Source organism: Shewanella sediminis HAW-EB3 (genome assembly GCF_000018025.1).
Lineage (GTDB): Bacteria > Pseudomonadota > Gammaproteobacteria > Enterobacterales > Shewanellaceae > Shewanella > Shewanella sediminis.
Genome location: NC_009831.1, coordinates 114,407 through 139,867 on the forward strand (window position 1 = coordinate 114,407; position 25,461 = coordinate 139,867).

Sequence of the window (25,461 nt, forward strand, 5' to 3'; positions counted from 1 at the left end):
CATTATTTTGAGTATGGGAGTGGCGGCATTTTAACCTTAAAATCGTTAGCCCTACAGCCTTTTTTTCATCGGTGGCAGCAAGATTAATTAGTTTAGGGGATGCCGGGCATTCACATGAATAAAACTAATCGTTAACACGACATAAAAAGGACTGGTGAGTGTCATTCATATCTGTCTTTTTAGAGAGGCTTATAGAAAGGAATTAATCTTAATGAGCTGGAAGTTGTCTAATCAAAAATAGAGCGCCGGTGATGACACCGGCGATTAATACCAATCAGTATAAAGATGTGCTCGCTCAGCGAGAATTTAGCGCTTCAGAGGCAAGGTCATTAATTGCTCCTGCATAAATGACATTTGCAACATCTGACCTCCACGGATGGAGGAAATGTTTTAAGTATGTAGGGAACATACAAGACCATGTTGCTCGCAACGAGTGAAGAGCATAGTTGTTCTACGTTCAAGCTCGTTAACACAGCATCGGATGCGCTAAAACTCGCCTGCTTGGCGTGTTTTTGGCTGCCTACTTCTGCGTTGAATGGCCTCACAAGGGAACAACCATTCCATCATCCATTCGCCTTGAATTAGTTGCCAAAAAATACGCTGAGTAGATCACTTTCTTATACTGATTGGTATAATGTCAGACGCTCTGTGCGGTTGGCGATGCGGCCAGTCTACGGTAATGTTGCTCGAGCCGAACAAAGGTTGCCCGTGAATCGGGAGTCGAATAGGCTTTCGCAATCATTAATAACCTAAGCAGGCCTTCATAGAGTGATGTCTTGGTGATACGGGTATCGATAGAGTGGATCTGTTTGTAGCCAATCCAGAAGCTGACAATCATCTTCATCGTTTCGGTAAGAGGGATGATCTCATCCTGTTCTATCGAGAGGACTCCATCCTGATTCAGCTTGATCAAGATCTGGCTGCTACGGGTAAGCACCTGTTTCTGAGCGGCTAGATAGAGTTTTTTAAGTTCCTCATCACGGCTTAGAATGTCGGACAGATTCGCGTACATGAAACGAAACTCCCACATCGCATAGAACATAGCATCAAAGTAATTGATGAGGAGCTCAATGCTGATAGGCTCACCCTCGTAGGGCTGGAATCCTGACTCGAGGTGATCATGGTACAGGGCAAAAATGGAACGAATAATGTCCTCTTTATTACGGAAGTGGTAATAGAGGTTACCCGGGCTGATCCCCAGGTGCGCTGCGATATGATTGGTAGTGATATTCCTTTCACCGTGTTCGTTAAACAGCTCCAAGCTGGTATAGATAATTTTATCGCGGGTTTTCATTTGCGTCCCAATTGGATTCATTATTGATGAATTAAGCTCATCTTTAATCGACGGTTTGTCCGACCAATTACCATTTTTGTCATAGTATTTGTCAAATAATAGTAAACATACTAGCACTGACAGAATTAATCAGGCAAAGCTCAATTATAAAATGATTGAGTATGCCGCGAAGTGATACTCATCTCATTAAGTATTTTGGCAACTCTGACCACTTAGTTATATAGGAGATAGGGTAGTTAAGTCGTTAACCTCTATCCATCTCAGAATGGTCCTGAGGTGGAACCGCAGAGACAGCCGTTAAATAGGTTAGTATTTAACGAACCGGGACTCATGGTAAATCTAATGGAGGGAAACGAAGGCTTATGACGCCAACGAGTGTACGTCTAAGTTGGGCATAAAGCAGGTGTTAGCCATGGCTTGATAATGTTGTTCGAGCCTGGTGAAGGTGCCTTGTGATTCAGGAGTTGCATGAGCCTTAAAGATCATCAGTACCCTGAGTAGGCCTTCATACAGAGAAGCCTTGGTTATGGTGGCATTAATTGAGTGTGTCTGTTTATAGCCAATCCAGAAACAGGCGATCATTCGCATCGTATCTGCCAGTGGCGTTATCTGCTCCTGTTCTATGGCGAGCACACCATCTTGTCTCAGTTTAGATAAGATGTGGCTGGAGCGAGTTAAGGCTTGTTGCTGGGTGTGCTGATATCGTTTCAGAACGGCCTCATCCCGAGTCAGAATGTCGGTCAGGTTATCGTACATGAAGCGAAACTCCCAGAGGGTTTCGAACATAGTATCGAAATAACCAACGAGTAACTCCAGGTTGACCTCTTGCCCCATATAAGGTTGAAAACCTGAGTCTAAGTGAGCCTCATACAGGAGGAATATGGAGCTGATAATGTCTTCTTTATTACGAAAATGGTAATAGAGGTTTCCGGGGCTAATATTGAGGTAGGCGGCAATATGATTAGTTGTGATATTTCTTTCACCGCGCTCGTTAAATAACTTCAAACTGGCGTGGATAATTTTATCGCGGGTTTTCATATTGATCCTGAACACAGTAAATATCGACTGATTGAATAAGCTAACTCAACTTAACAAAAATGTCAGGTAAATTATCTTTAATCTGAGGCTTATAGGCGGGCTTAGTGTGTTAAAATTACTGACTTATATGATGCCATTCAATTAAGCGTATGGGCGAATGAACCGTTTTATTTATTCAATATTACTCTATCTACTTTTTCCTCTGTTGGTTATATATTTAGCCGTGCGTGCCATCAAGAGTCCCGATTACCGTGGTAGGTGGGGGGAGAGGTTTGGCCTTACATCCCTCAAGGGGAGCGACCTGCTTATTCATTCAGTCTCTATGGGGGAGACTCTTGCGGCCATTCCTCTGATTAAAGCGATCCAACAAGCGCACCCTCAGCTTAGCATCACAGTGACTACGACGAGTCCAACCGGCTCTGCCGAGGTGACAAAAGCCTTCGGTGACAGCGTTCAGCACTGTTATCTGCCTTTCGATCTGCCCTTTAGTGTTCGTCGGTTCCTGAAACAGGTGGATCCGCAGTACTGCATCATTATGGAGACCGAACTGTGGCCAAACTTGATCCATCAGGCCTCTCGCTGTGGAATCAAGTTGATGCTCGCCAATGCGCGTTTATCTGAAAAATCGGCCGGTAAATATCAAAAGCAGATAACCCTTTCTCAGCCTATGTTGCAGAGTCTGGACTCGATAGCGGCTCAGTCACAACAAGCTGCAGATCGTTTTATCGCACTAGGTGTGAACGCAGACAGGGTTGAGGTGTGTGGCAGCTTGAAGTTTGATCTTACCATTGCCGATGACAAGCGTGAGCAGGCCAAGGCATTGCGCCAACAATGGCGCGCTGTAACCTGCCCGGTATGGATTGCAGGCAGCGTTCACCCCGGTGAGTTCGATGCTATCCTGGCTGCACACAGACATCTGTTGACGATATACCCGGATGCCCTGCTTATCATGGTGCCACGTCATCCAGAGAAGTTTGATGCGGCGGCGTCGAAGATATCTGAATCCGGGTTCACTCTCGCCAGACGTAGCTTAAAAGAGAGCGTCGATGATGAGACTCAGGTACTCCTGGGCGATACCATGGGAGAGTTATTAACCTTCTATGGCGCGGCCGATCAGGCATTTGTCGGTGGCACAATAGTTGAAAATGGCGGTCATAATCCGCTAGAACCTGCGGCGCTGGGCCTGCCCGTATTTGTCGGACCACATCATTGGGATTTCGCCGAGATCACGGGCCTGCTCAACGAGGCAGGAGCCCTGCAGCTGGTCTCGTCGGCCGAAGAGTTAGGCACAGCGTTAGTGCGTAACTTTGAAGATAAGTCGGCATATCAGGTAGCCAGCGAAGCTGGGTTAAGTGTTGTTGACGCCAACAAGGGGGCGTTACAGCATCAGTTTGATCTTGCCAATCGGTTGATCGCCTTCGAATGAAGGCTAATTACATTTTCTCTTTTGGCTCATTTGTATCAAATTTGGCTTAACGGGGGGGAGCTGCTAATCAAGCTCCGCTTGATAAACGTCGCGGGTCTCCAACCCACACCCGGGCAAGGAGGACTGCTCGTCCTTATCCTCCTTGCATCCTCTATGACGCCCCGGCGAAGTTATGCTCCTCTGGGCTTATGGATAAATCGCTAACACTTCCGATGGGGCATCCTGCCCCCCGAAAGTTAGCCCGACATCCATGTCGCTCTCACCCGATTTATTCCAACGCCCTTCGGTAACTTCCAACGGGGGAGTTATTGTGTCAACTATACTGGTTTTTATACATTTATTAGGGCAGTTTATCTAATAGGTTTTTTTCAAAAGCCTTAATTATTATAGTTTTTTTGCCTTGCTTTTTGGATAAGTAACCATAAGATTCTAGTTTGGCCAGTTGCTCTCTTACCACGGACCTCGTATGACCAAATTCTAGTTCCATACTTCGTTCGGAAAGTACTTCCTCACCAACTTCATACTGCTTTGATAAATAACTGACAACATCTCTAAAGGGAGCGTGGGATTCTAAGTTTTTTTCAACACGATTAAGTAACGCAGCCCCATCTATAATAACTTTGAACATTTGTGTATTGCTATTGGCCCAACTATCTAAAGCTTGAACTGATTCTCCACTAATTTTTGAGAGATGTTCAATATCATTCAATCCTGCCAGCTTTATTTGGTCATTTAGTGTCATTTAGATTTCCTTTCAAAAGATAAAATCATTTTTTATCACTCACTGTTTTATATGGAGATTTCCGGTATAAAAAACAACCTTTAAAGGGGCTTGTTAAAGCAGAATGTGGAATAGAGCAAGTTTTATGGTTATTCCTTTAGTGTATGTATTCAATAAAGTTAATTTCAGAGGTTGATAACCCAAGTGTAGGCGCGGCTGTGGGCTTCGATGACAGGGATGTCATCGTAGAGACTATAGGGACATACTTGCGTCGTCCCACAGAAGTGCCTGCACATAAGCCCGCAGCAGGCGATTAATGCTAATGAAGCTATGGTTATTCTTAATGACAGCTAAAGCCTAATTAGCAAGGTTATGTACCGACCTAAGGGTTAGAATATCCCTGCATCAAACTTTGCCAATTGGTCTCATTGAAGGCTAAAGTTGGTAGCTTAGCCAGCTCCTTCCTGAAGGAGCGTAACAACCTCTCCAGGTTGGCACCTTGCCACTTGGGGTTTGGCGTGCGAATTTCACCTCTGTCGAAGTCGATAAGGTAGAATTTATCTGGTGTGATAAGGATATTCTTGGCGTTGAGATCGGCATGATAGACCCCTCGCTGGTGGAATTTAGCGATACAGGCACCTAGTTGCTGCCATTGTAGATCTGACATCGGCGACTTGCTCAGTTGGGCCACCAGATCTTGGGCCCCCTCCACGCGTTCGATAATGATATCGGCGCGATAATAGAGACCGTTTCTCTCTACGTTGGCGGCGATGGGGCGGGGGACTTCAAATCCTTCGCTATACAGCAATTCTAATAGTGATAACTCAGCCACCGCTCTGGTGTTTTTCAGACCGGTGTAAAAATAGGAGTCCTTGCTGATCTTTTCCATCAGCCCACCGCGATAGTAGTGGCGCAGCACCCATTCACTCTTGTCTGTCTCAGCCATATTGGGTTTAACAAACCAGGTGGTGTATCGGCCCTTTGATGAACCTGTTATAGCACCTTGGCTCTGCCAGTAATCGAAGGTAAACCACGGCACTGAGATGGTTTCAGGCGTGGCATCGCAATATGCGATAGCGCCTGATGAGGTTTGTTTAATCTGCATATTGACTCGGGTCGTCGCTGTTTAGGCTGAAAGCTAATTCTGATGTTCGCTATTCTACAATAAGTTGTGGCAATGGAGTTAATTTAGAGGCGCTTAATCAGTGACTCTAGGTTTTCCTGCCAGGGTTTGGAGTGAAGCAGAGCTTGAGATTGACCGATATCCAGCTGGCTGAACGGCGGGCGTAACGCCGCAGCCCCATACTCTTGGGATGAGATGGGAATAATCGAGATGGCTTTCTCTAACTTGCCATACTTCAGAGCCAACTGCTGAATCGTGACGGCAAATTGATACCAGGAGGTCTTGCCACTATCGCACCAATGATAGAGGGGAGACAGTGACTCTTGCTCTGTGAGCATCCATAGGAAGCGTGCCAGCTCTTTGGCTGAGGTCGGGCTGCTGATCTGATCCGATATCACCTTTATCTCAGACTTTTCACGCATCAGTCTAAGCATGGTTTTAACGAAGTTATTGCCATATTGCGAATACACCGATGAGGTTCGCACTGTGGTCGACCCGACTGGCATACATTGTCGAAGCGCTTTTTCACCAGTTAACTTCGAGGCACCATAGATATTGATAGGGTGCGGGGTATCAAAGATGGTGTAGGGAGTACTCTGTTTTCCATCGAAGACATAGTCGGTGGAGAGATGGATCAGATGGACATTGGTATTTCGCGCCGCCTTCGCAATATTTTCTACCGCAAGCGCATTGATTTCGAATGCTAATGAAGGCTCTGATTCGGCCAAGTCGACCTGAGTATAGGCCGCTGTATTGATGATGATATCCGCTCTGTTAGTCGTGATAGCCGATTCTATCTCACCGGTAACTGCTAAGTTTATATCGAGGTGCCCGAGTGCGACGCATTCGATAGGAGTGGGTTTATTGGCGATAAGCGCTTGGGCAAGCTGACCGCTTTTTCCTAAGATGAGTACCTTCAATCTTGAGTTTGTCATCCGTTAGGAGTCTCATCCATTTGATTATTATCATTGGCTGAAATCTTCCGATAGCTGCCATCCCGGATATGGCGACACCACTCGAGGTTGTCCAGATACCACTGGATGGTTTTTACTATGCCGGACTCGAACGTTTCCACAGGCTTCCAGCCCAACTCATTCTTGATTTTGGTGGCATCGATGGCATAACGGAGATCGTGTCCCGGCCTGTCTTTGACATAAGTGATCAGTTGATTGAACTCCTCGATGCCTGAGGGTTTGCTTTCAATCAGGCTGTTTAGCTGATCACAGATGGTGGTGATAACGTCAATATTCTGTTTTTCGTTATAGCCGCCGATATTATAGGTCGAGCCAGGTTTGCCATCGGTCGCTACCTTGTAGAGGGCGCGAGCATGATCGTCGACATATAACCAGTCTCTTACCTGTTTTCCATCGCCATAAACCGGCAGAGGTTTCCCCTCCAAGGCGTTAAGGATGACCAGAGGTATCAGCTTTTCAGGAAATTGAAAGGGGCCATAGTTATTTGAACAATTGGTGATCACCACGGGGAGTTGGAATGTGCGACACCAGGCCCTGACCAGATGGTCCGAGGCAGCCTTACTTGCCGAGTAGGGCGAGCTTGGATTATACGGGCTCTGCTCGGTGAAGAGTCCGGTTTCACCCAAATCGCCATAGACCTCATCGGTTGAGATATGGTGAAACCTGAAGTCTTGTTGCTTACAGCCTTCAAGTTCAGCAAGATAACTCCGACTCGCTTCCAGCAGGGTATAAGTTCCAAGAATATTGGTTTGTATGAACTCATCCGGCCCATCGATAGAGCGATCGACATGGCTCTCGGCGGCAAGGTGCATGATGATATCGGGTTGGTACCGCTTCAGGATGTCATCGACCAAAGGGCGGTCGCAGATGTCCCCAAGAATGAAATGATACCGCTCGTTACTCTCTATCGAGGTTAAAGACTCCAGGTTACCCGCATAGGTTAATTTATCCAGGTTGATAACCCTGTGAGATGTCTCGTTAATCAGAAATCTCACCAGGGCTGAGCCGATGAACCCGGCGCCGCCCGTTACCAGAACAGTTTTATCTTTGTGCATACTCATAGCCAGTGCTCCCGACTGTTAAATGCTAGCCCCGCGCTGTCCTTTGCCGACAGTATGGGCTGCGCTATGTCGTCGGTCTTCGATCTGTTGACTCTGGAGAGTGGCCAATCTACCGATAACTCAGTATCGTTCCAGATGATGGTTTTTTCGAACTCCGGCGCGTAGTAATCGGTACATTTATAGATACAGTCTGCCGATTCTGAGATGACATAGAAGCCGTGGGCAAACCCTGCCGGGATCCAGAGTTGGCGTCTGTTTTCTTCGCTAAGGTAGGTACCGAACCACTGTCCGTATGTGGTGCTCTCTCTGCGCAGATCGACGGCTACATCGAAAACCTCTCCGGAGATGACACGCACCAGTTTTCCCTGAGTCTGGCTGGATTGATAGTGCAGCCCCCTCAATATCCCTCGCTTGGATCTACTGTGGTTTTCCTGAACAAAGTGAACATCACTGACATGCTCCCTGAACCAGGAGTCCCGAAATGACTCGAAGAAGAAACCTCTCTCATCGCCAAATAGATTGGGTTCGATAATCTTGAGATCTGCAATGGGGGTGTCGATGACTTTCATCTCGGGCCTGTTAATGGCTGCATAGGGAAATTACCTTCAATAATAACACCTTCTTGGGGCCTGAGCGGTTCGGTTTATTAGCTTAGTGAACCTGATGTTGAGAATTGTCAGTTAAAGCTTGGAACCGAAGTGGGTTCTACATTAAACTTTGTTGGTTCTATCCATCAACTCCCGAGCACTATGAGCTTAAAACTTAATAAGATTAACTCCCTATGTCTGTTGCGTTTATCCGCCATCGGCGATGTATGCCATGCTGTGGCTATGGTGCAGGCGATACAGAGAAAATACCCGGCACTTAAGATAACCTGGGTGATAGGCAAGGTTGAGTATCAATTGCTTAAGCATCTTGAGGGGGTTGAGTTTGTTATTTTTGACAAGTCACAGGGTTGGCGCAGCTATTTCAATTTAAGAAAGGCATTAGCGGGGCAGAGGTTTGATGTGCTGCTACATATGCAAGTGGCCTTGAGAGCGACTATAGCCTCACTGGCAATATCTGCCAAGGTTCGAATCGGCTTCGATCGTTTCAGGGCTAAAGAGGGGCAGTGGTTAGTGACAAATCACAAGGTTGAGCCGCAAGAGACGCCACATGTGCTTGAAGGCTTTATGGGGTTCGCTAAGGCGCTTGGTGTTACCGATCTCTCTCCGAAATGGAATATTCCGGTTCCGTCAGCCGATACCGAGTTTGCCCAGAAGATGATCCCAGATGGCGATAAAACCTTAGTTATCTGTGCTGCGGCGAGTAAGGCTGAACGTAACTGGTTACCAGAACGCTACGCCGCTGTGGCTGAACATGCGATATCAAGAGGTTGTAGAGTAATGCTTTGTGGTGGGCCCGTACCCTTGGAAATAGAGTTAGCAGAAGCTATCGAGCGAGCTTGTTCTCAGCCCCTTGAAAATCAAGTCGGTAAGACCTCGTTGACTCAGCTGTTAGCTATCTTGAAGCAAGCCGCAATTGTATTGGCCCCCGATACCGGTCCAGCCCACATGGCAGTGACTCAAGGTACGCCAGTAATAGGGCTTTATGCGCACTCAAATTCTGGAAGGACGGGGCCCTATTTTAGCTTAGATACAGTTGTCAGCGTCTACGATGAGGTTATCGCAGAGCAAGTCGATAGCCCCGTATGGGGAACGCGAGCCAAGGGCGAGCATTTAATGGCGAAGATTGAAGTGACCCCAGTTATCAGCCAACTAGATAAGTTACTCAGTTAACCCTTCTTATGGGTAATGCTTGCTTGGTATCGGTGGTCCACATACACTGGCTTTAACTGGCTTTAACTGGCTTTAACTGGCTTTATTCAAATTTTTATTAGGTGAACAAGTGGAAAATAGAAGCGTAGCTTTGGTACTAACCAGCTGTAATAGGTTTGATTTGCTCGAAAAAACATTGGTGAGCTTTTTCAAGTTCAATACCTACCCTATTGCCCAACATATCATTATTGAAGATAGTCATAACCTGGACAAATTGAATAAGGTATTGGTTAAGTTTCCTGGTGTTGATTTTACCGTTTTAAATAATGAACCCCAGTTAGGGCAGATGAAAAGCATCGACAGGGCCTATAGTAAGGTAACTTCTGAGTATATCTTCCATTGTGAAGATGATTGGGAGTTCTACCGTGAAGGCTTTATTGAGGATTCGTTTAAAGTGCTCGATAGTGACGACAAGGTTGTGACCATTTGGCTTAGAGAGCAAAATGATACCAATGAGCACTCAGTCGAACCCGAAGTCTTTAAGTGCAAAGATCCTAGTGGCCGTGATTACCAAATCATGATGCGAAATTATAGAAGAAAGGCTGATTCAGACGTTTGGCACGGATTTACTTTTAATCCTGGTTTGAGAAGGCTCAAAGATTATCAGCTAGTTGCGCCCATTGGTGAGCTTGGCCGAGAGTGGAATATGAGTGAGCTATACCATGGAAAAGGATTTAAAGGGGCTATCTTTGAAACTGGTTATGTTCGCCACATCGGTGATCACAGAGGAATACGTTATAAGATCGGTGAGAGCCAATTTGCCAAAGATGTCTCTGTAGGATGCAAGCGAATTAAAGCGGGAATTTGTAAGCTGTTTGGCGTGTAATTCCGTCATAAAGTTATTAAAAAGAGCCCATTTTCGGGCTCTTTTTTTGTTATTTGCTATTTTTGTGCTGCCTTGCTCTATGAACGCTTTAATGCGGCAACAAGCGGCGGGGTAAGCCTCATCGAAGAGAAGGCTATATGCAGATTAAAAACCTGGATGGGTTGCTGCAGTAGCCTGAATGGCCTGGATCTCGCGACGGATGAAATTAAGCGTCAGATTAATCAAACTTAGAGGTAGGTAGCATCAGAGGTTATATCAAGACACGAAAAACATTTTAAATATTGCTAATTAAGTGCTCTAAGGAAGAAAAAGTGAGGCGTTCTATATTTCTATATCGAAGACTTGTGCATACGCAAAGGTCGCAGTAAAATGTAGCGTCTTACTCTCCGCTTCCTCTTTCTCTTTTGCTCCAAGGTCCTGTCAATGAAGTTCAAAGTTTATATCATTAATTTAGATTCCAGCGTCGACCGATGGGAACAGCTCTCGAGTCAGTGTGACCAGATGGGCATTGAGTATGAGCGGGTTTCAGCCGTGAGAGGCAGTGAACTGACGGAGCAAGAAAGGGCAAAGGTTTACGACCTGCCAACCAACCTGGAAAAGTATGATAAGAGACTCAATGATGGCGAGATAGGTTGCTATTTGAGTCATATTAAATGCTGGGAAAAGATTATTGAAGAAGAGCTGGATTTTGCTCTTATTCTTGAAGATGATGTTTCTTTGCGAGAGAACATTAAGGAGTGCATTGCACAATTTTTCTCAATGGACTCATCTGACTGGGATTATATCAAGCTGTTTCACCGTAAACGATTGAAAATGAAGGTGGCATCGCTAAATTTAGATGAGGGAGTGCAGTTGCATAAAGTAGCAAAACTCCCAGCGAGTACCTGTTCTCAATTTGTGTCTCAGGTGGGGGCTAAAAAACTACTTAAGCATAGTTTTCCAATTGCTCGTCCGGTCGATGTAGATATTCAATATTGGTTTGAACGAGAGTTGCGTTGTTTTGTTGTCAGCCCTCCAGTTGCTGTTCCGGCAGGCTTTGATAGTGAAATAGATATAATTGGCCAGCACAGGGACTATGTTCAACGTCGGGCATTTAAGCGCATCTGGTTGCGGGTTATTTACGAGATAAACGTGTTGTTAAATACGTTTAAATTGTCACCATTCCCCAAAATGAAAGGCTAATTTTTTCTCTTTATATGAGGCTTTGATTATAGATACCGTAAGTACTGATTTACGGTATTTGAAGTTCATTATTCAAATGCATTTATATATGCTTTTTCTAGTTGGGCCTTAGGTATAGAGTTTTGTTTCTCTAAAAATGTCATACGACCTTTGCGCATTTCAGGGCTGATAGCTAATGCTTCAAAAAATTCATTTTTGCTGATGTTTAATGAATCGGGGGTACTGCGAATATTGAAGCCATCAATACATGCTAATACTGAAGGATTTAGGGCTGGTAGATTCAGGAGTAATCTTAGGTGATGGCAAAACTTCATTCCCAGTGCTACCTGTTCGCCATGTAAACCATCTCCAAGGTTAAGAAAATCCAATGCATGGCTAATCAAATGTTCTGCGCCGGAACAGGGGCGAGAGTCTCCCGAAAATCCCATCGCCAACCCAGACAAAATAAGTCCTTCGGCGAGCTGAGTGATCACAGCTTGATCTGTGAGTGACAGGTGCTGCATGCCCACAATCTCATTTGCCGCAGATTTGGCGAGCAGATAGGAAAAACCATCAACATCGGCTCTGTCTTTGGCATAGTTCATATCAAGTAATGCACAATAGTTTGAAAGAAGATCGCCAATACCTGCTTGAGTAAGGCGCCTCGGTGCTTGAGAGCAGAGCTTTGTATCGACGATGATGACATTGGGAATTGCAGCAGGCAGGCTGAGCTTTTTTCCTGATTCATCAAAAATTACGGCAATAGGCGAAGAGACACAATCGCTGGAAAGTGCTGTCGGTATTACAATGAGTTCAATATGACGTAGGCTTGCTAACCGTTTGCATACATCGAGAACTTTTCCTCCACCGAAAGCCACGACGGTCTCGATTTGTCGCTCTGCACAAATGGCATCGATTTGAGATACATTAGTAAAGTCAGCTTTTTCTATTACATGTGTAGTGCAGCTTTTACTGGCCCATAAATGGGGTAAAACCTGTTCAGCCAATGTCTTCACACCATCATCTATGGCCAGCAGTACCCCTTGGGAAAGTGGTAAGTTTGATAACAGAGGCGTATTTGCTATCGCATTTTTCTCAACGAGCAACTGGGCAGGAAACTCCAAGTGTCGAGTGTTGAGCTTCCTTGTGAAGTCTGACAATTATGCCTCCTTGATCTGTTTTAGTAAGGTGCTGGTACTGACAGATTTATGATATTCAGTATAGGCTAGGCTTACACCTTGCTCGTCAAGATATGATTGAGTGCACCGAATTTGTGCTAAATATGATTCATGTTCCCAGTCATCACCATGAACAATGACGTCGATATTGTATTTTTCAATAATAGGTTTGATATCAAAACTATTGGTGACTTCGACCTGTGAAACACAGCTGAGCGCATTGAGAATAGTTGCCCTATCATCTTCACTATATATTGGACGCCGCTTATATTTTTCGGTCATCTCATCGCCATTAATCAATATAATGAGTTCATCACCAAATTCTGAGGCTTTCTGAAGGAACTCGACATGACCTCGATGAAAAAGATCGAATACACCGACCACTAAAACTTTTTTAGACATTTAGCACCATAGAGTTGCTGCTCCATAAACGGATATATGAAACACGATATTACAGTTATGAAAGAATCGCTATGATAAAGCAAAGTCAGTTTTTGAGAAACCATGATATGACCTAATGTATCTCCTTTATGTGGATAAGACTTGTGTGCTAAGGACAAAAAAACGATAGTCTGAGGTGTATGTGTTACAATCGCCGCATTAATTTTCGAGTGAACTCTGATGAGTCATACTTGTCTCTGGTTTGTATTAAGCTTTCGTACTCGAAGCATTTTTAAGAAGGTTTTCCGTGATCTGTTTTGATGTTTTACATCCCTATTATCTTCCACAATACTTGCCCGTTAAGGATGAGTTAATTAAACGTGGGGAAACAGCACATTTTATTGTTTATCGAAATCCTGAGCAGCAAGCGGCGCTGGATGCCTTGGTGTCTCAGCATCAATTGAATGTTCAATGGGTTAATAATGCAGAGGAAGCGTTGGCTTTTTATCTGGAAAATAAGCCTAAGTGGGTTATCTTTGGTAACAGTTTTGATGCTTCATCAAAACTAAAAGGGATATCGAAAACAGCGCTGATGCAGCACGGCATCGGTCCCAAAGCGTGTTATTACACTGTGTCAGAATCAGATATGGATGTACGTTTTGTTGAGGGAGAGTATCGTTTAAACCGATTACAACAGCTATTCCCCTCAAAAACATTTATCGATACAGGATACGCAAAATTAGATCCAATCCTACAAGGCCATGAAAAGGGGCTAGATCTTAAAGCTATCGGTTTAGATCCTTCTAAACCTACTTTACTCTACGCTCCGACTTTTTACCCTAGTAGTATCGAGAAGATGGCTAAACAGTGGCCTGAGCATTTCGCCGAATACAATATTTTACTTAAACCTCACTATTTTTCTTTGAGTAAAGCGGGTTACAAAAAGCAGAAGCAGCTTCTTGAGTTCTGGGCTTCATTCGATAATGTTTATTTAGCTCCAGTCGAAGAAACAAATTTAGTTCCCTTTATGGCAAGTGCAGATCTGCTGATTAGTGATGCCTCATCGGCGCTATTTGAGTTTGCCGCTCTGGATAAGCCTGTAGTCTGGTGTGATTTTTACCATTTAAGGTGGAGTTACCGGGGAATATTTAAGTTTAGATTTAATAAACGCATGGATAATGACTTGTATCGATATGCGGGCGTTGCGGCCCATGCTGAAACATATGGAAACTTAAAGGCTGTTGTCGATGAACAGCTGATAAATCCAGATTTGTTTGCACCTCAGCGTGCTAAATATACTCAAGAGCTAGCCGGCCGGGTTGATGGCTTAGCCAGCAAGCGGATTGTAAATTATCTTCTTGGTTAGATTTGCTTCGTTAACACAGAAGTCAATTTAGACAATTATTGAATGGAATACAAATGCACACTAGAGCCATCTACCCCGGAACATTCGACCCAGTCACTAATGGTCATGCCGATCTCATCGAGCGGGCGGCTAAGCTATTTAAGCATGTGGTGATTGGGATTGCTGCCAACCCCTCTAAGAAGCCTAGATTCACATTGGAGGAGCGTGTGGCCTTGCTTCAACTGGTGACGTCACACTTAGATAACGTCGAGGTCGTGGGCTTTAGTGGCTTGCTGGTGGACTTTGCCAAGGAGCAAAAGGCGAGCGTATTAGTACGTGGTCTAAGAGCCGTTTCTGACTTCGAGTATGAATTTCAGCTGGCGAATATGAACCGCCGTTTAAGCTCAGATCTTGAGAGCGTGTTTTTAACCCCCGCGGAAGAGAACTCATTTATCTCATCGACTCTGGTAAAAGAGGTCGCGCATCATGGCGGTGACGTCAGCCAGTTTGTTCACCCTGAAGTTGCGAAAGCACTGATGACAAACGTTTGAGAGTGAAAGTCATAATGATGGAAAATTTAAAGTCATTTGGTGTGCGGGCTTTTGCAATACTCAGCTTATTTACCTCCTTTATCTCTGTATCCGCCCCCTGGGTGGACACTTCTGATATCTATCTGCGTGCCGATATTCAGGCTCTTGCCGATGAAGGTGTGATCACGGTTCCCGTTAATACCTATCCGCTGATGTGGGCCGGTATCGGTGCTGATCTGAGCAAAGTTGAGCCCTCGGTATTGCCCCCTTCGGTGGCGCAAGCCTTCGCCCGGGTGAACTATTATTATCGAAATGCGGTCGAGAATCGTGGCAATACGAGAATAAAAGCGGCGGCGGCGACCGATGCGGCTCGTTTTCAACATTTTGGCTCCGATTATAGCGAGCAGGGTGAGCTGCAAGCGTCATATGAATATATGGGGGATCGCTTTGCCTTTAAGGCCTCGGCTTCAGCTAACTATGATCCCAGTGATGAAAAAGAGTTCAGATACGATGATTCCTATATGGCGGTTATCTTAGGCAACTGGATCTTTACCGCCGGCGCCGTAGAGCAGTGGTGGGGGCCTGGATTCGACTCATCAATGCATAGATCAAATAATGCACGGCCGCTGCCTTCGGTGATGATTAGCCGTAATAACGCGGCTGCATTTGAAACTCCCTGGTTATCCTGGCTTGGGCCATGGACTCTTACTGCAGGTGTGAGTCGTTTAGAGGAGGAGCGTGCGGTCGCTAATCCGCTACTGTGGAACTTCCGTAGTTCACTGCGTCCCTTCAGACAGTTAGAGGTAGGTTTTTCCTGGACGACCCAGTTCTGTGGTGAAGGCGAAGAGTGCTCCTGGGAAAGTGCCTTGAAGTCTATAACCGGTCAGCGAGATTGTCGCGGTGCGGGCGAGGCGGGCTGTACCAACTATGGTAATCAGATGGCGGGTTACGATATCCGTTTCAGCGATACCTGGTTCGATATTCCATTTGGTGTCTATTATGAGAAAACCTGTGAGGATGCCAAGGGCTCAACTCCCTGGGATATTGTCGATTGTGGTCACGCAGCGGGTGTAGATACTCGCTTTAATTTTGACAATGCTCAGTACAAGCTCTTTTTCGAGTACACTGATACCATGGTCGCTTGCGGAGAAGATGATAACGTCTTCAACTGCATGTATGAACACTCAATATACAAGAGCGGTTCTCGTTATTATGATAAGGCGTATGGCAGCACCTATGACAGCGACGCTAAAGTCTATGTGTTGGGCTTGATTGGACAGTTTGCTGATAGTCGCGGCATCACCTCGCTATTACGTTATGCCCAGTTGAACAAAGATGGCTCCAGTCCGGCTCATGGCTGGGCGCCCCAGCCTGCGAAAGAAGATCTGTTAATGCTGGAGCTTAGCTATCGTATGCCTATCTGGAAAGGGATGATGAGTGTCGGTGGTACAGTGTCTCAATCGGAATTTGAGGTCGAAGACAAACAAACCGATGCGACCCTGTTCGGCACCTACGAGTATCGTTTCTAAAAGAAGAACCTAGAATCTAGGACCTAGGTTCTAGGCGCAGCTTGCTGCACTCTCGCAGTGAGCTTGCGAACGTCCTTCTTTGTCATTTAGTCTGACATAGGCCACAAAATACTGTGGCCCTCTGGCCCAGCTTGATCTCGCTGAGCAGATTGCCACATTGGGTGCAGGTCTCACCGCCTCGCCCGTAAACATGCAGCTTCTGGGCAAAGTATCCAGGCTTTCCTTCGGCATTGGTGAAGTCTTTCAATGTGGTCCCTCCCTGCTTGATGGCGTTCGCTAAGATCTGTTTTACCTCGGTAACCAGAATCGTCAACCTCTCGGTGTCGACATTGCCCGCCTGCGTTTCGGGATGAATGCCTGCCGCAAACAGGGCTTCGTTGGCATAGATATTACCGACACCCACAACAATATGGTTATCCATCAAACAGAGCTTAATGGCTTTCTTCTTATTTTTTAATATCTGTTCAAGATAGGTGGGATTAAAGCCGTCTTTTAGCGGCTCAGGTCCGAGCTTTGACAGCAGTGGATGCGCCTCTTCGGGCAGTTCACACCATAGCCAGGCACCGAAGCGGCGTGGGTCGTTAAATCTCAGTATTTTGCCACTGGCCAGCTCTAAATCGATATGATCATGCTTCTCGACAGGCGTGTTCCTGGAGACGATTCTCAGACTTCCCGACATGCCAAGATGCACAATTGTCGTGCCGGCATCGGTATCGATAAGCAGGTACTTCGCCCTACGACGCACGTTTCGAATGGTCTCCCCTACGATCTGCTGTGCGATATCCGGTACCGGCCAGCGAAGGCTGGCGTTACGCACAGTGAGTGCCGTCGCTTGTTGATCGACTAAATGAGGAGTGATCCCCTGACGGGTAACTTCTACTTCGGGCAATTCAGGCATATTCATTCTCGGACAGGTCGATAAGGCTAATGGGGGGCTGCGGCCTTCATTGTAAGTTATCTGGTTAGCTATCGGTATTTGATGCCGCGGATATTTTGATGATCGGTGAAAGCCCTTCTCTTTGACTGGGAGGGATCAGGTACCAGTTATTTGCCGGGGATTTCAGTAGTCCCAGCTTTTCATACCAGCTCCATGGCTGCGCTTGCTCACTGTTGGCGATAACTATGATGACCTCTTTGGGGGTGTCGGCGCTGGAATGTTTAAACAGTTCTTGCTGATCGACGAGTGGAGATAGCTGTATCTCGCTCCAGGCTTTTGCCCATACCTGGCAATTGAGAATTTTTGGGTGGCATTGCCAGTTACTACTGCCTTTGTTGAGCCAGAGTTCGTTCACTTGTAGTTGCGCTAAAGGAGAAGTGTTATCGAAAAGTGGGTGAGCATCATCGGGTAGCTGAGATGTTTTGTCATCTAATAGGGTGAGTATGGTGATCATTAGTAGGGAAGCGATAATGATTACGTTGTTCCATTTTTTTCGAGATAGAGCCATAGCATCGAGTTTCAGCGTGGTTGAGTGACGATAATTATCCAGTCTATCATGCAGTGGCGAAGAAAGCTGCGAGTGATGAGTGAGAGATAAACCTGCAATAAAAAAGGTTGAAAGCTTTATGCTTTCAACCTTCTGGATTTCCTTTGAACTTGTTTGACGCTATCCGCCTGTCGCGTTCATAAAGCGTAAGATCTGCACATCGCCCTCGGGCCCAAAAACATGCTCTTTAGGTTTAAGCTTGATGGCATCTAAAATGGCGGTTTTTAACTTCTCGATATCACCGGGAAATTCTCTGAGGATGGCTTTTAGATCGACGGAGTGTTCGTTACCTAAACAGAGTAACAAACGGCCCTCTACAGTGACGCGAACGCGGTTACATTCATGGCAGAAGTTGTTGCTGTGTGGAGAGATGAAGCCCACATGAATAGAGCTACCCGGCATGGTGTAGTAACGCGCGGGTCCACCGGTACGCTTGTTCGATACACTGAGTTCATACCGCTTTGAGATAATTGATTTTACCTCCTCACTGCTGCAGTGACGACTCTTCTTACGCTCATCGATAATGCCGAGTGGCATCTCTTCGATGAAAGCGATGTCCAACTCTCTGCCACGACAAAATTCGATCAAGTCCAGGACTTCATCATCATTTTGGCCTCTTAGAATAACCGCATTGATCTTGATGCGTGTAAAGCCAGCGGCTTTAGCGGCATCGATACCCTCAATGACACGCTCAAGTTTGCCATTACGGGTCAATTCGGTGAAGAGTTCAGGTTTTAATGTATCCAGGCTGATATTGAGCCTGCCAAGACCCGAGCCACGCATCTTTTCAGCAAACTTGGTAAGCCGGGAACCATTGGTGGTCATCGATAGCTCCGATAACCCTGGCAGGTCGCCGAGCAGTTTGACCAGTTGGTCACAGTCTGTGCGTACCAAAGGTTCGCCGCCGGTGAGGCGAATTTTTCTTACACCCAGCTCAGTAAATGCCTGACCCACCCAGGCCAGCTCCTCTAAGCTGAGGACTTGTTCACGATTGAGAAAACAGGGGTCTTCGCTCATGCAGTAAACACAACGAAAATCACATCTGTCAGTAACAGAAAGACGCAAATATTCTACCTTACGTCCGAAGGTATCGACGATCAAACTCATACTAGCTACCTACAAAAACACCGTAGTGGCTCAGTTATCTGAGCCACTACAGAAAACAGTTAAACAGAGATCAACAACTAGAGTAGATCGGCAAAAGGTTGAATATAAACGGTATCACCAGGATTTAACTGATCATCTTTTTCGCTGATAACGATGAAACAGTTTCCTTTTACCATAGAGCTCAACATCCCTGAACCTTGTGCGCCTGTCGTCGTGACATGTAGTTTCCCATCGGTACCTAAGTGATAGATGCCTCTGGTAAATTCGGTGCGACCCACACGGCTACGAAGACCTGTATCTGTGATCGCGGGTACCATAGTCGGTGCCCAACTGTTTTCTCCGGCTAATTTTCTCAGTGCAGGTTGTACAAATTGCATAAAGGAGACCATAACCGCAACCGGGTTACCGGGCAGGCCGAAGAAGAGGCTATCGCCAATCTGGCCGAAGGCCAGTGGTCGTCCCGGTCGCATATTGATACGCCAGAAGTTAATCTGGCCGACTCGCTCGAGTGCCAGTTTGATAAAATCGGCATCGCCGACGGATACACCGCCGGAGCTTATCACCACATCGGCATCGACCGCGGCTTGGCTAAGTGCATCGGCAAGTGCATCTTCTGAGTCGTGAATGATCCCAAGATCTATGACTTCACAGCCCAACTTTCTGACCATAGATTTGATGGTAAAGCGGTTTGAGTCATAGATGCAGTTCGGTTGTAGTGGCTCTCCGGGCTGACACACTTCATCACCGGTTGAGAAAATGGCGACTCTGGGGCGTTTGAATACCGGCAGCTGGCCAAAACCCAGTGAGGCCAGTAGTCCCTGTTCTGGTGCTTGCAGTCGAGCGTTGGCGGCCAGGGCCGTATGGCCTTTAGCTATGTCCTCGCCTGCGAGTCGGATATGTTGTCCCAGGGTGATATCACCCTGAAAGCTAACCTGACCTTCCAGCTCTGTGGCCAACTCCTTCATCTGAACGGTGTCGGCTCCTGCGGGTACCGTGGCACCTGTCATGATACGTACCGCTTCACCTGTCTGTAGCACCTTCGAGTATTGATGTCCCGCCATGACATCGGCGACAATCTTATAACTGGCTAGCATGGGGCTGGAGTGCTTGAAGGCGTATCCGTCCATGGCCGAATTGGTCTGTTGAGGTACATCGACAGGAGATATCGCATCTTCGGCGAGTACCCGGCTGTTGAGCTCATCCAGAGGGAGCACTTCACCAGCTGTGATGGGATTAACGTAAGATAAGATCTTATCTATGCCTTGTCTTACCGACAGGGTCTTACTGGTATCGACCTCACAGCCACACTCTGGTGCCGGAGAGAGCGGTAAGTTGACACTTGCTGGCTGCCAGTTGTTAGCATACTCGATAACGAAGTCGGCAATTTGAGCGACATCATTGATGTCCAGTCGTCTCAAGTCACCAGGAAGTTCAGTTTCATCACAGCAAGCTATTGCCTGAATGTTCTTGTCATGGGTATGGATGAAAGGTTTGTCGTGGGCGGCACGATGGAGTTCAATCTTTGGGAGTTCGAGTTTTTTAAAGCCTTCCACCAATACGATATCGACACTATCTTGTTCAATCTGCTGGAGCAGGTGAGGTAGCTTAGGGTCATCCCCGACGGCATCTTCCGTCATCAGTGCCCATCTTACGTGTGAGGCGACCAGCATCTGGCGAGCACCAGCCTTACGCATTTCGTAACTGTCTTTACCCGGAATATCCACATCGAAGTTATGATGAGCATGCTTTATGACTGCCAGCTTCACCCCCCTGCGATTTAATTCGGGGATCAGTTTCTTTAATAGCGTGGTCTTTCCTGTGCCACTATAGGCACAAAATCCGAGAACAGGAATTGTTAACGGATTGGTAAAAGGGATGCTCATTTAAACCTCGGTTTTTATTTGGCAATTGCCTCAGAAAGTTGTTGTTTTTGTTCTGGCGTATTCACATTAACAAAGGCGTTCGGCTGATCTGAAAAGTCAGCTACGGCGCAGTTATGTTTAGCGTACCAAAAGTCGATTTTACGTTCGCCAGCATCTAAGAAGGCTTTCATCGAGTCTCTTAATTCCGGCTTTAAAAGTAGTACTACAGGTTGTTCGCGCTTCCCGTCACTTGCTACTGCAAGGTCGGCATTTTCTTTCTCTAATTGGGAGAGCATGCGCTCGACAAGGTCAGCCGGCAAAAGCGGACAATCACAAGGAACGACAAGAAGATACTTGGCCTGTGTTTGCCCCATCGCAGTGATCATTCCTGCTAGCGGCCCAAGATAACCAGAATCTTCGTCACTGATAACTTGATAGCCGAACTCAGCATAACGGGTTTGGTTACGGTTTGCGTTGATCAGGATCTCTCTAACTTGTGGTTTTATGCGATCTATGGCGTGTTTTATCATAGGTTGTGCCTGGAGTTCGACTAAACCTTTGTCATTTCCCCCCATGCGCCTGGCCATGCCTCCGGCTAAAATAACTGCATCAATTTGCAATGACATATCTTGGTTCCTGTAGATTTATTGGAGCTGAGGCTGGAATATTGTCCGCCGTGGAAGATGACATTATATGTTGATTTTCAATGACCCAGGTTTGATTGCATAAACTGGTTAGCACACAAGATTGGTGGCTACTGATTAACATTCCCGTTCCAAGCTGTTGAAGATCGGAGATCATGGCCAAAACCAAGTCTTGTGAAAACCTGTCCATATTGGATGTAGGCTCATCTAACATTAATAACTTAGGCTGCATTATCCAGGCTCTGGCGATAGCGAGCCGTTGTTTTTCACCACCCGATAGGCTCGATGCCGCTTGGTTTTTGAGATGAGTTAACTCAGCCATCTCAATTGCAGTTTGGGTGCGATCACTCAGTTGCTGTTTTGTCATGTTGCAAAACGGATGAGGGTAACTCAGATTATATTCGACGCTGCCATCGAACAGATACGGATGTTGATGTAGATAGACGGCTTTGCCTAACAAGGCATTGGAACGCCACCATGGCAGTGGCTCGAAGCCTTCAGTTGTTATGGCCCCTCTGCTGGGAGATATCAGACCGGCAAGCAGTTTCATCAGGGTGGTCTTTCCACAACCGTTATCGCCCTGAAGGTGTATCGTTTGTCCCTGAGACAACTGAAGCCTGTCGACACTGAATATATGTCTTTCACCAAACTTCATCTCTAGATTATTAGCGACTAATTTGACCATATCTAATGGCTCCTCGGCTCTGCTTTGCCTCTGAGCGCCCCTAAAGTAAAGTTAAGAACGAGAGATAAGATGAGCAGAACAAGACCTAGGGCTATTGCCTGGGCAAAGTCGCCTTTACTGGTCTCGAGTGCAATAGCGGTAGGGATGTTTCGGGTAACATCCGCAATATTTCCACCGACCATCATGGAGCAACCCACTTCAGTCAAGATGCGGCTAAACCCAGCCACGATCGCCATGAGTAACGGGACTTTAAGCTCTCTACAGACCGTCAAGATGCCCCTGAACCAAGAGGCGCCAAGGGTGCGTGATGTTTCCCAGGCTCTACGGTCGACGCTGGTAAAGGCCGCTTGACTCATTGCGACTAACACGGGAGCGCAGATCATCATCTGGCCTAAAATCATGCCTTTTTGAGTAAATAGCCATCTAAGATCACCCAGAGGGCCCATGCGGGTCAGCATAAGGTAGACGAGCAGGCCAATGACGACGGTAGGAATTGACTGGAGAGTCTGAATTAAATTGGTGACAAACCAGCGACCGGGAAAGCGCCCAAAAGCCAGCATAAATCCCAATATCATCGAAGGTAGCAGGGTGATCCCCAGAGCCGCAAAAGATACAGAAAAAGATACAGATACAATGGACCACACATCAGGGTCCAATGAAAACAGCAGGCCTAAGGCCTGCTGTAAAAGGGCTAACCAGCCTTCATTCATCTGTGGTAGCCCGATTCAGATAACTGTATACCCAGACCATTAGATGTGTCTGCTGTGTAGCACTTTAAAAAACTGCTTAACCAGAATCTTAGAGTCATTCGCTATAAGTTGCCTTAAATAGTTGCTCACCTTGAACTTTATAACTATTGATCATGCCTTGAGCTTCGGCGCCAATCAACCAGTCACTAAAGGCTCTGGCGCCTTTGTGGTTTAGATCAGGGTATTTTGCAGGGTTAATTAACATGATCTGGTATGGGTTTGCTAATGCCTGGCCGCCATCAAAATCGATAGCCATATCCAGCTTTGCCTTGTAGGCCACGAAGGTACCACGATCAGAAAGTGTGTAACCTTGAAGTTCGTTTGCCATCAATAGGGTTTTACCCATTCCCTGACCAACAGACTTATAACCGGCAAAAGAGGCATCGACCTTAGCATTGTTCCAGATGATCATCTCTTTCATGTTTGTGCCGGAGTTGTCTCCACGAGAAACAAAAATGGCGCCTGATTCGGCTATTTTAGCAAATGCCTCTTCAACTGTCTTACTGTTACGGATCTTAGCCGGGTCATTTTTAGGGCCCAAGATCACAAAATCGTTTTCCATTATGCCGCGAGGCAAAAGACCGAAACCTTCATCTACAAATTTAGCTTCTGCTGCAGGGGCATGTGTCATGATGACGTCGACATCGCCTTGACGGGCAAGCTTGAGGGCCTTACCGGTACCGGTTGCAATGACCTGAACTTTGTAGCCGCTTTCGGCTTCAAACTTGGGTAATAAGTTTTTCAATAAGCCTGAGTTCTCAGTACTTGTTGTTGTGGCTAACTTTATAATCTCTTCGGCTTGTGCCGGCATACCTGTGACTAGCGTCGCGGCTAATGCAAAGCTGAAGATAGATTTAAGGTTTAACATTCTTGCTCCTTGGCGATTAAATAATGAAGATTCTTTGCCAAAACTAATCTTCTACAAATTATGCAAGTTTATTTAGCAAATTTGATGCCAAATGTCATCGATGCGTATTGGTGTCACAAATGGTGGGGGACTGTGATCCCGATCGCACGACTGAATGGTGCCATACAGACATTTTGTCCCATAGCCCTTATTCTTTGTCTCACAGTGACCTATTTACTAGACTATGATGCTAGAATCACCATTAAATGAGTCAAAATGTCCTAAAGAAGACAATATGAGCCAAAATAAAAAAGATTTGAAACCCCTTCCTTCCGCCGTATCTGTGCTTATTGTAGATGATGAGCCCGGTATGCGTAGCTTTCTGAAAAAGGCGCTCTCTAAAAAATTCGCTCTGGTCGAGACCGCCTCCAGCGTCGAGGACGCAGAACAGTTAAGAAGTCGATGCCATTTTGACCTCTTGGTCGTGGATATTCGTCTACCTGGTCGTTCCGGAATTGAATGGCATGAAGCATTAAATGATCAGGAGAGACGCTCGGACATCATCTTTATGACGGGTTATGCGGATATGGATGTTGCTATCAAGGCACTAAGAGCCGGAGCATCAGACTTTATCATGAAGCCATTTCATCTTGAGCAGATGATGAAAGCGGTCGATCGCTGTATCGAACGTCGTTTGCTCAAGCGTGAAAACTTGATGCTGCGTCGTGAAGTCTCTATTGGCCAGTCCTCTACTATTATCGGTAGTAGCGATGCCATGCAAGAGGTGAAGCATGTCATCGAACGTGTAGCGCCAACGAATGCCGTGATCTTAATTGAAGGCGAGTCGGGTACGGGTAAAGAGTTAGTCGCGAGACAATTGCATCTGCTGAGTGGACGCCAAGGGCCTTTTGTTCCGGTTAATTGTGGTGCTATTGCGCCGGAACTTCTTGAGAGTGAGCTCTTTGGTCATGCGGCCGGTGCCTTTACCGGAGCGAAGGGCAATCGTGAGGGCCTGTTTAGCTTTGCCTCCGGTGGCACAATCTTTCTCGATGAGATCGGTGAGATGCCTCTTAAGATGCAGACGGCTCTACTTAGGGTTCTGGAGCAGAGAACGATCCGTCCCGTCGGTAGTGAGAAAGAGACAAATATTGATGTCCGGGTATTGGCGGCAACAAACCGTAAGCTCGCGGAAGAGGTCGAAGAGGGTAACTTCAGACGAGACCTTTATTACCGTTTGAATGTGTTAGATATCGTGATCCCTCCTCTCAGAGATAGGCCGGAAGATGTCGTTGAATTAACACATCACTTTACCAGGCAGTTGGCGTCTGAACTCGGTGTTAAAGAGGTCGTTTGGAGCCATGAAGATATGCTGAAATTACAACAGCATGAGTGGCCTGGAAATATCCGTGAACTGAGAAACATGATTGAGCGCTGTATCTTACTGGGTAAGCCTCCTGCGGAGTATTGGAAGCAGCAGCCAAAATCTGACATGCCCAATGAATCGGGTTATCCATTAGATTGGGGACTAAAGGAGGTTGAAAAACATCACGTTACTCAAGTCGTCGACCTTCACAATGGCAATAAATCTGCCGCGGCGAGGGATCTAGGGGTTTCGCGGAAAACTTTAGATAGGAAGTATAAAGAGTGGTTCGATACCGATAAACAAGAGGAGAGTTAAG

The 25,461-nt window shown here is 46.3% G+C and carries 27 protein-coding genes; 10 read left to right on the forward strand and 17 right to left on the reverse strand.

What is annotated here, in order from left to right; all coding sequences use genetic code 11:
• Positions 1–637 precede the first annotated feature (637 nt).
• Both SSED_RS00535 and SSED_RS00540 read right to left on the reverse strand, forming a co-directional pair.
• Entirely contained in the window at positions 638–1,294 is a 657-nt protein-coding gene (locus SSED_RS00535; RefSeq protein WP_012004241.1) for a TetR/AcrR family transcriptional regulator, read from the reverse strand.
• 360 nt (positions 1,295–1,654) lie between these two features.
• Positions 1,655–2,332, reverse strand: a complete 678-nt coding sequence (locus tag SSED_RS00540) for a TetR/AcrR family transcriptional regulator (RefSeq protein ID WP_012004242.1) — start codon at positions 2,330–2,332, stop codon at positions 1,655–1,657.
• A 157-nt stretch (positions 2,333–2,489) separates the two neighbouring features.
• On the opposite strand from SSED_RS00540, the gene waaA reads away from it, so the two are divergent.
• Positions 2,490–3,758 carry a lipid IV(A) 3-deoxy-D-manno-octulosonic acid transferase gene (gene waaA, locus SSED_RS00545; RefSeq protein ID WP_012004243.1) on the forward strand — a complete coding sequence of 423 codons (1,269 nt, stop codon included), beginning with the start codon at positions 2,490–2,492 and terminating at the stop codon, positions 3,756–3,758.
• 340 nt (positions 3,759–4,098) lie between these two features.
• Here the strand turns inward: waaA and SSED_RS00550 are convergent, their stop codons facing one another.
• Positions 4,099–4,500 carry a helix-turn-helix domain-containing protein gene (locus tag SSED_RS00550; RefSeq protein ID WP_041421471.1) on the reverse strand — a complete coding sequence of 134 codons (402 nt, stop codon included), beginning with the start codon at positions 4,498–4,500 and terminating at the stop codon, positions 4,099–4,101.
• Between the two features lie 143 nt (positions 4,501–4,643).
• Between SSED_RS00550 and SSED_RS24735 the strand changes: the two genes are divergently transcribed.
• Positions 4,644–4,796, forward strand: a complete 153-nt coding sequence (locus SSED_RS24735; protein WP_190273178.1) for a hypothetical protein — start codon at positions 4,644–4,646, stop codon at positions 4,794–4,796.
• A 65-nt stretch (positions 4,797–4,861) separates the two neighbouring features.
• On the opposite strand, the gene SSED_RS00555 is transcribed toward SSED_RS24735, so the two are convergent.
• The 4 genes from SSED_RS00555 to rfbC form a co-directional block, all read right to left on the reverse strand.
• Positions 4,862–5,584, reverse strand: coding sequence for a 3-deoxy-D-manno-octulosonic acid kinase (locus SSED_RS00555; protein WP_012004244.1), 723 nt, complete (start codon positions 5,582–5,584; stop codon positions 4,862–4,864).
• Between the two features lie 83 nt (positions 5,585–5,667).
• Positions 5,668–6,537, reverse strand: a complete 870-nt coding sequence (rfbD, locus tag SSED_RS00560; protein WP_012004245.1) for a dTDP-4-dehydrorhamnose reductase — start codon at positions 6,535–6,537, stop codon at positions 5,668–5,670.
• Entirely contained in the window at positions 6,534–7,637 is a 1,104-nt protein-coding gene (rfbB, locus tag SSED_RS00565; RefSeq protein WP_012004246.1) for a dTDP-glucose 4,6-dehydratase, read from the reverse strand. The genes rfbD and rfbB overlap by 4 nt, the downstream gene beginning before the upstream one ends.
• Positions 7,634–8,206, reverse strand: a complete 573-nt coding sequence (gene rfbC, locus SSED_RS00570; protein WP_012004247.1) for a dTDP-4-dehydrorhamnose 3,5-epimerase — start codon at positions 8,204–8,206, stop codon at positions 7,634–7,636. Before rfbC ends, rfbB begins: the two co-directional genes overlap by 4 nt.
• Before the next feature lie 180 nt (positions 8,207–8,386).
• Between rfbC and SSED_RS00575 the strand changes: the two genes are divergently transcribed.
• The 4 genes from SSED_RS00575 to SSED_RS00585 all read left to right on the forward strand — a co-directional run bounded on the left by SSED_RS00575 (position 8,387) and on the right by SSED_RS00585 (position 11,462).
• Complete coding sequence (locus SSED_RS00575) at positions 8,387–9,415, forward strand: glycosyltransferase family 9 protein (RefSeq protein ID WP_012004248.1); 1,029 nt, start codon at positions 8,387–8,389, stop codon at positions 9,413–9,415.
• Positions 9,416–9,524: 109 nt separating this feature from the next.
• Positions 9,525–10,280: a glycosyltransferase gene (locus tag SSED_RS00580; protein ID WP_012004249.1), complete on the forward strand. Its 756-nt coding sequence runs from the start codon at positions 9,525–9,527 to the stop codon at positions 10,278–10,280.
• A gap of 72 nt (positions 10,281–10,352) precedes the next feature.
• Entirely contained in the window at positions 10,353–10,511 is a 159-nt protein-coding gene (locus SSED_RS24740) for a hypothetical protein (RefSeq protein ID WP_190273179.1), read from the forward strand.
• 192 nt (positions 10,512–10,703) lie between these two features.
• A complete protein-coding gene (locus tag SSED_RS00585; protein ID WP_012004250.1) occupies positions 10,704–11,462 on the forward strand; it encodes a glycosyltransferase family 25 protein in 759 nt (252 codons plus the stop codon).
• Between the two features lie 68 nt (positions 11,463–11,530).
• Here the strand turns inward: SSED_RS00585 and SSED_RS00590 are convergent, their stop codons facing one another.
• Positions 11,531–12,601 (reverse strand): iron-containing alcohol dehydrogenase, encoded by a 1,071-nt coding sequence (locus tag SSED_RS00590; RefSeq protein WP_012004251.1) that lies wholly within the window; start codon positions 12,599–12,601, stop codon positions 11,531–11,533.
• Positions 12,602–13,021: an FAD synthase family protein gene (locus SSED_RS00595; protein ID WP_012004252.1), complete on the reverse strand. Its 420-nt coding sequence runs from the start codon at positions 13,019–13,021 to the stop codon at positions 12,602–12,604.
• A gap of 286 nt (positions 13,022–13,307) precedes the next feature.
• On the opposite strand from SSED_RS00595, the gene SSED_RS00600 reads away from it, so the two are divergent.
• From SSED_RS00600 to SSED_RS00610, 3 genes are read left to right on the forward strand one after another with little or no spacing between them, the layout of a single operon-like run.
• Positions 13,308–14,366, forward strand: coding sequence for a CDP-glycerol glycerophosphotransferase family protein (locus SSED_RS00600; protein ID WP_012004253.1), 1,059 nt, complete (start codon positions 13,308–13,310; stop codon positions 14,364–14,366).
• A 53-nt stretch (positions 14,367–14,419) separates the two neighbouring features.
• Positions 14,420–14,896, forward strand: coding sequence for a pantetheine-phosphate adenylyltransferase (gene coaD / locus SSED_RS00605; RefSeq protein WP_012004254.1), 477 nt, complete (start codon positions 14,420–14,422; stop codon positions 14,894–14,896).
• A 14-nt stretch (positions 14,897–14,910) separates the two neighbouring features.
• On the forward strand, positions 14,911–16,404 hold the full coding sequence (locus SSED_RS00610; RefSeq protein WP_012004255.1) for a capsule assembly Wzi family protein: 1,494 nt from the start codon (positions 14,911–14,913) through the stop codon (positions 16,402–16,404).
• Between the two features lie 82 nt (positions 16,405–16,486).
• Here SSED_RS00610 and mutM read toward each other — a convergent pair whose 3' ends face one another.
• From mutM to SSED_RS00650, 8 genes are all read right to left on the reverse strand, one after another.
• Positions 16,487–17,302: a bifunctional DNA-formamidopyrimidine glycosylase/DNA-(apurinic or apyrimidinic site) lyase gene (mutM, locus tag SSED_RS00615; protein ID WP_041421472.1), complete on the reverse strand. Its 816-nt coding sequence runs from the start codon at positions 17,300–17,302 to the stop codon at positions 16,487–16,489.
• Positions 17,303–17,366: 64 nt separating this feature from the next.
• Positions 17,367–17,849: a hypothetical protein gene (locus tag SSED_RS00620; protein ID WP_012004257.1), complete on the reverse strand. Its 483-nt coding sequence runs from the start codon at positions 17,847–17,849 to the stop codon at positions 17,367–17,369.
• Between the two features lie 159 nt (positions 17,850–18,008).
• Positions 18,009–18,995 carry a GTP 3',8-cyclase MoaA gene (moaA, locus tag SSED_RS00625; protein ID WP_012004258.1) on the reverse strand — a complete coding sequence of 329 codons (987 nt, stop codon included), beginning with the start codon at positions 18,993–18,995 and terminating at the stop codon, positions 18,009–18,011.
• A gap of 77 nt (positions 18,996–19,072) precedes the next feature.
• Positions 19,073–20,878, reverse strand: a complete 1,806-nt coding sequence (locus SSED_RS00630; protein ID WP_012004259.1) for a bifunctional molybdopterin-guanine dinucleotide biosynthesis adaptor protein MobB/molybdopterin molybdotransferase MoeA — start codon at positions 20,876–20,878, stop codon at positions 19,073–19,075.
• Positions 20,879–20,892: 14 nt separating this feature from the next.
• Positions 20,893–21,483, reverse strand: a complete 591-nt coding sequence (gene mobA, locus SSED_RS00635) for a molybdenum cofactor guanylyltransferase MobA (protein WP_012004260.1) — start codon at positions 21,481–21,483, stop codon at positions 20,893–20,895.
• Positions 21,467–22,186 carry an ABC transporter ATP-binding protein gene (locus SSED_RS00640; RefSeq protein ID WP_012004261.1) on the reverse strand — a complete coding sequence of 240 codons (720 nt, stop codon included), beginning with the start codon at positions 22,184–22,186 and terminating at the stop codon, positions 21,467–21,469. The genes mobA and SSED_RS00640 overlap by 17 nt, the downstream gene beginning before the upstream one ends.
• A gap of 2 nt (positions 22,187–22,188) precedes the next feature.
• Positions 22,189–22,896 carry an ABC transporter permease gene (locus SSED_RS00645; protein WP_012004262.1) on the reverse strand — a complete coding sequence of 236 codons (708 nt, stop codon included), beginning with the start codon at positions 22,894–22,896 and terminating at the stop codon, positions 22,189–22,191.
• 94 nt (positions 22,897–22,990) lie between these two features.
• A complete protein-coding gene (locus SSED_RS00650; protein WP_012004263.1) occupies positions 22,991–23,803 on the reverse strand; it encodes an ABC transporter substrate-binding protein in 813 nt (270 codons plus the stop codon).
• 226 nt (positions 23,804–24,029) lie between these two features.
• Here SSED_RS00650 and SSED_RS00655 point away from each other — a divergent pair, with 226 nt between their 5' ends.
• Entirely contained in the window at positions 24,030–25,460 is a 1,431-nt protein-coding gene (locus SSED_RS00655) for a sigma-54-dependent transcriptional regulator (protein WP_190273207.1), read from the forward strand.
• The last annotated feature ends 1 nt before the right edge of the window (position 25,461 follow it).

Excerpts from the sequence above, each read along its gene's own strand:
- SSED_RS00535 (WP_012004241.1), bottom strand. The coding sequence starts at position 1,294 with ATGAAAACCCGCGATAAAATTATCTATACCAGCTTGGAGCTGTTTAAC.
- SSED_RS00540 (WP_012004242.1), bottom strand. The coding sequence starts at position 2,332 with ATGAAAACCCGCGATAAAATTATCCACGCCAGTTTGAAGTTATTTAAC.
- waaA (WP_012004243.1), top strand. The coding sequence starts at position 2,490 with ATGAACCGTTTTATTTATTCAATATTACTCTATCTACTTTTTCCTCTG.
- SSED_RS00550 (WP_041421471.1), bottom strand. The coding sequence starts at position 4,500 with ATGACACTAAATGACCAAATAAAGCTGGCAGGATTGAATGATATTGAA.
- SSED_RS24735 (WP_190273178.1), top strand. The coding sequence starts at position 4,644 with ATGTATTCAATAAAGTTAATTTCAGAGGTTGATAACCCAAGTGTAGGC.
- SSED_RS00555 (WP_012004244.1), bottom strand. The coding sequence starts at position 5,584 with ATGCAGATTAAACAAACCTCATCAGGCGCTATCGCATATTGCGATGCC.
- rfbD (WP_012004245.1), bottom strand. The coding sequence starts at position 6,537 with ATGACAAACTCAAGATTGAAGGTACTCATCTTAGGAAAAAGCGGTCAG.
- rfbB (WP_012004246.1), bottom strand. The coding sequence starts at position 7,637 with ATGAGTATGCACAAAGATAAAACTGTTCTGGTAACGGGCGGCGCCGGG.
- rfbC (WP_012004247.1), bottom strand. The coding sequence starts at position 8,206 with ATGAAAGTCATCGACACCCCCATTGCAGATCTCAAGATTATCGAACCC.
- SSED_RS00575 (WP_012004248.1), top strand. The coding sequence starts at position 8,387 with ATGAGCTTAAAACTTAATAAGATTAACTCCCTATGTCTGTTGCGTTTA.
- SSED_RS00585 (WP_012004250.1), top strand. The coding sequence starts at position 10,704 with ATGAAGTTCAAAGTTTATATCATTAATTTAGATTCCAGCGTCGACCGA.
- SSED_RS00595 (WP_012004252.1), bottom strand. The coding sequence starts at position 13,021 with ATGTCTAAAAAAGTTTTAGTGGTCGGTGTATTCGATCTTTTTCATCGA.
- coaD (WP_012004254.1), top strand. The coding sequence starts at position 14,420 with ATGCACACTAGAGCCATCTACCCCGGAACATTCGACCCAGTCACTAAT.
- SSED_RS00610 (WP_012004255.1), top strand. The coding sequence starts at position 14,911 with ATGATGGAAAATTTAAAGTCATTTGGTGTGCGGGCTTTTGCAATACTC.
- mutM (WP_041421472.1), bottom strand. The coding sequence starts at position 17,302 with ATGCCTGAATTGCCCGAAGTAGAAGTTACCCGTCAGGGGATCACTCCT.
- SSED_RS00620 (WP_012004257.1), bottom strand. The coding sequence starts at position 17,849 with ATGGCTCTATCTCGAAAAAAATGGAACAACGTAATCATTATCGCTTCC.
- moaA (WP_012004258.1), bottom strand. The coding sequence starts at position 18,995 with ATGAGTTTGATCGTCGATACCTTCGGACGTAAGGTAGAATATTTGCGT.
- SSED_RS00630 (WP_012004259.1), bottom strand. The coding sequence starts at position 20,878 with ATGAGCATCCCTTTTACCAATCCGTTAACAATTCCTGTTCTCGGATTT.
- mobA (WP_012004260.1), bottom strand. The coding sequence starts at position 21,483 with ATGTCATTGCAAATTGATGCAGTTATTTTAGCCGGAGGCATGGCCAGG.
- SSED_RS00640 (WP_012004261.1), bottom strand. The coding sequence starts at position 22,186 with ATGGTCAAATTAGTCGCTAATAATCTAGAGATGAAGTTTGGTGAAAGA.
- SSED_RS00645 (WP_012004262.1), bottom strand. The coding sequence starts at position 22,896 with ATGAATGAAGGCTGGTTAGCCCTTTTACAGCAGGCCTTAGGCCTGCTG.
- SSED_RS00650 (WP_012004263.1), bottom strand. The coding sequence starts at position 23,803 with ATGTTAAACCTTAAATCTATCTTCAGCTTTGCATTAGCCGCGACGCTA.
- SSED_RS00655 (WP_190273207.1), top strand. The coding sequence starts at position 24,030 with ATGCTAGAATCACCATTAAATGAGTCAAAATGTCCTAAAGAAGACAAT.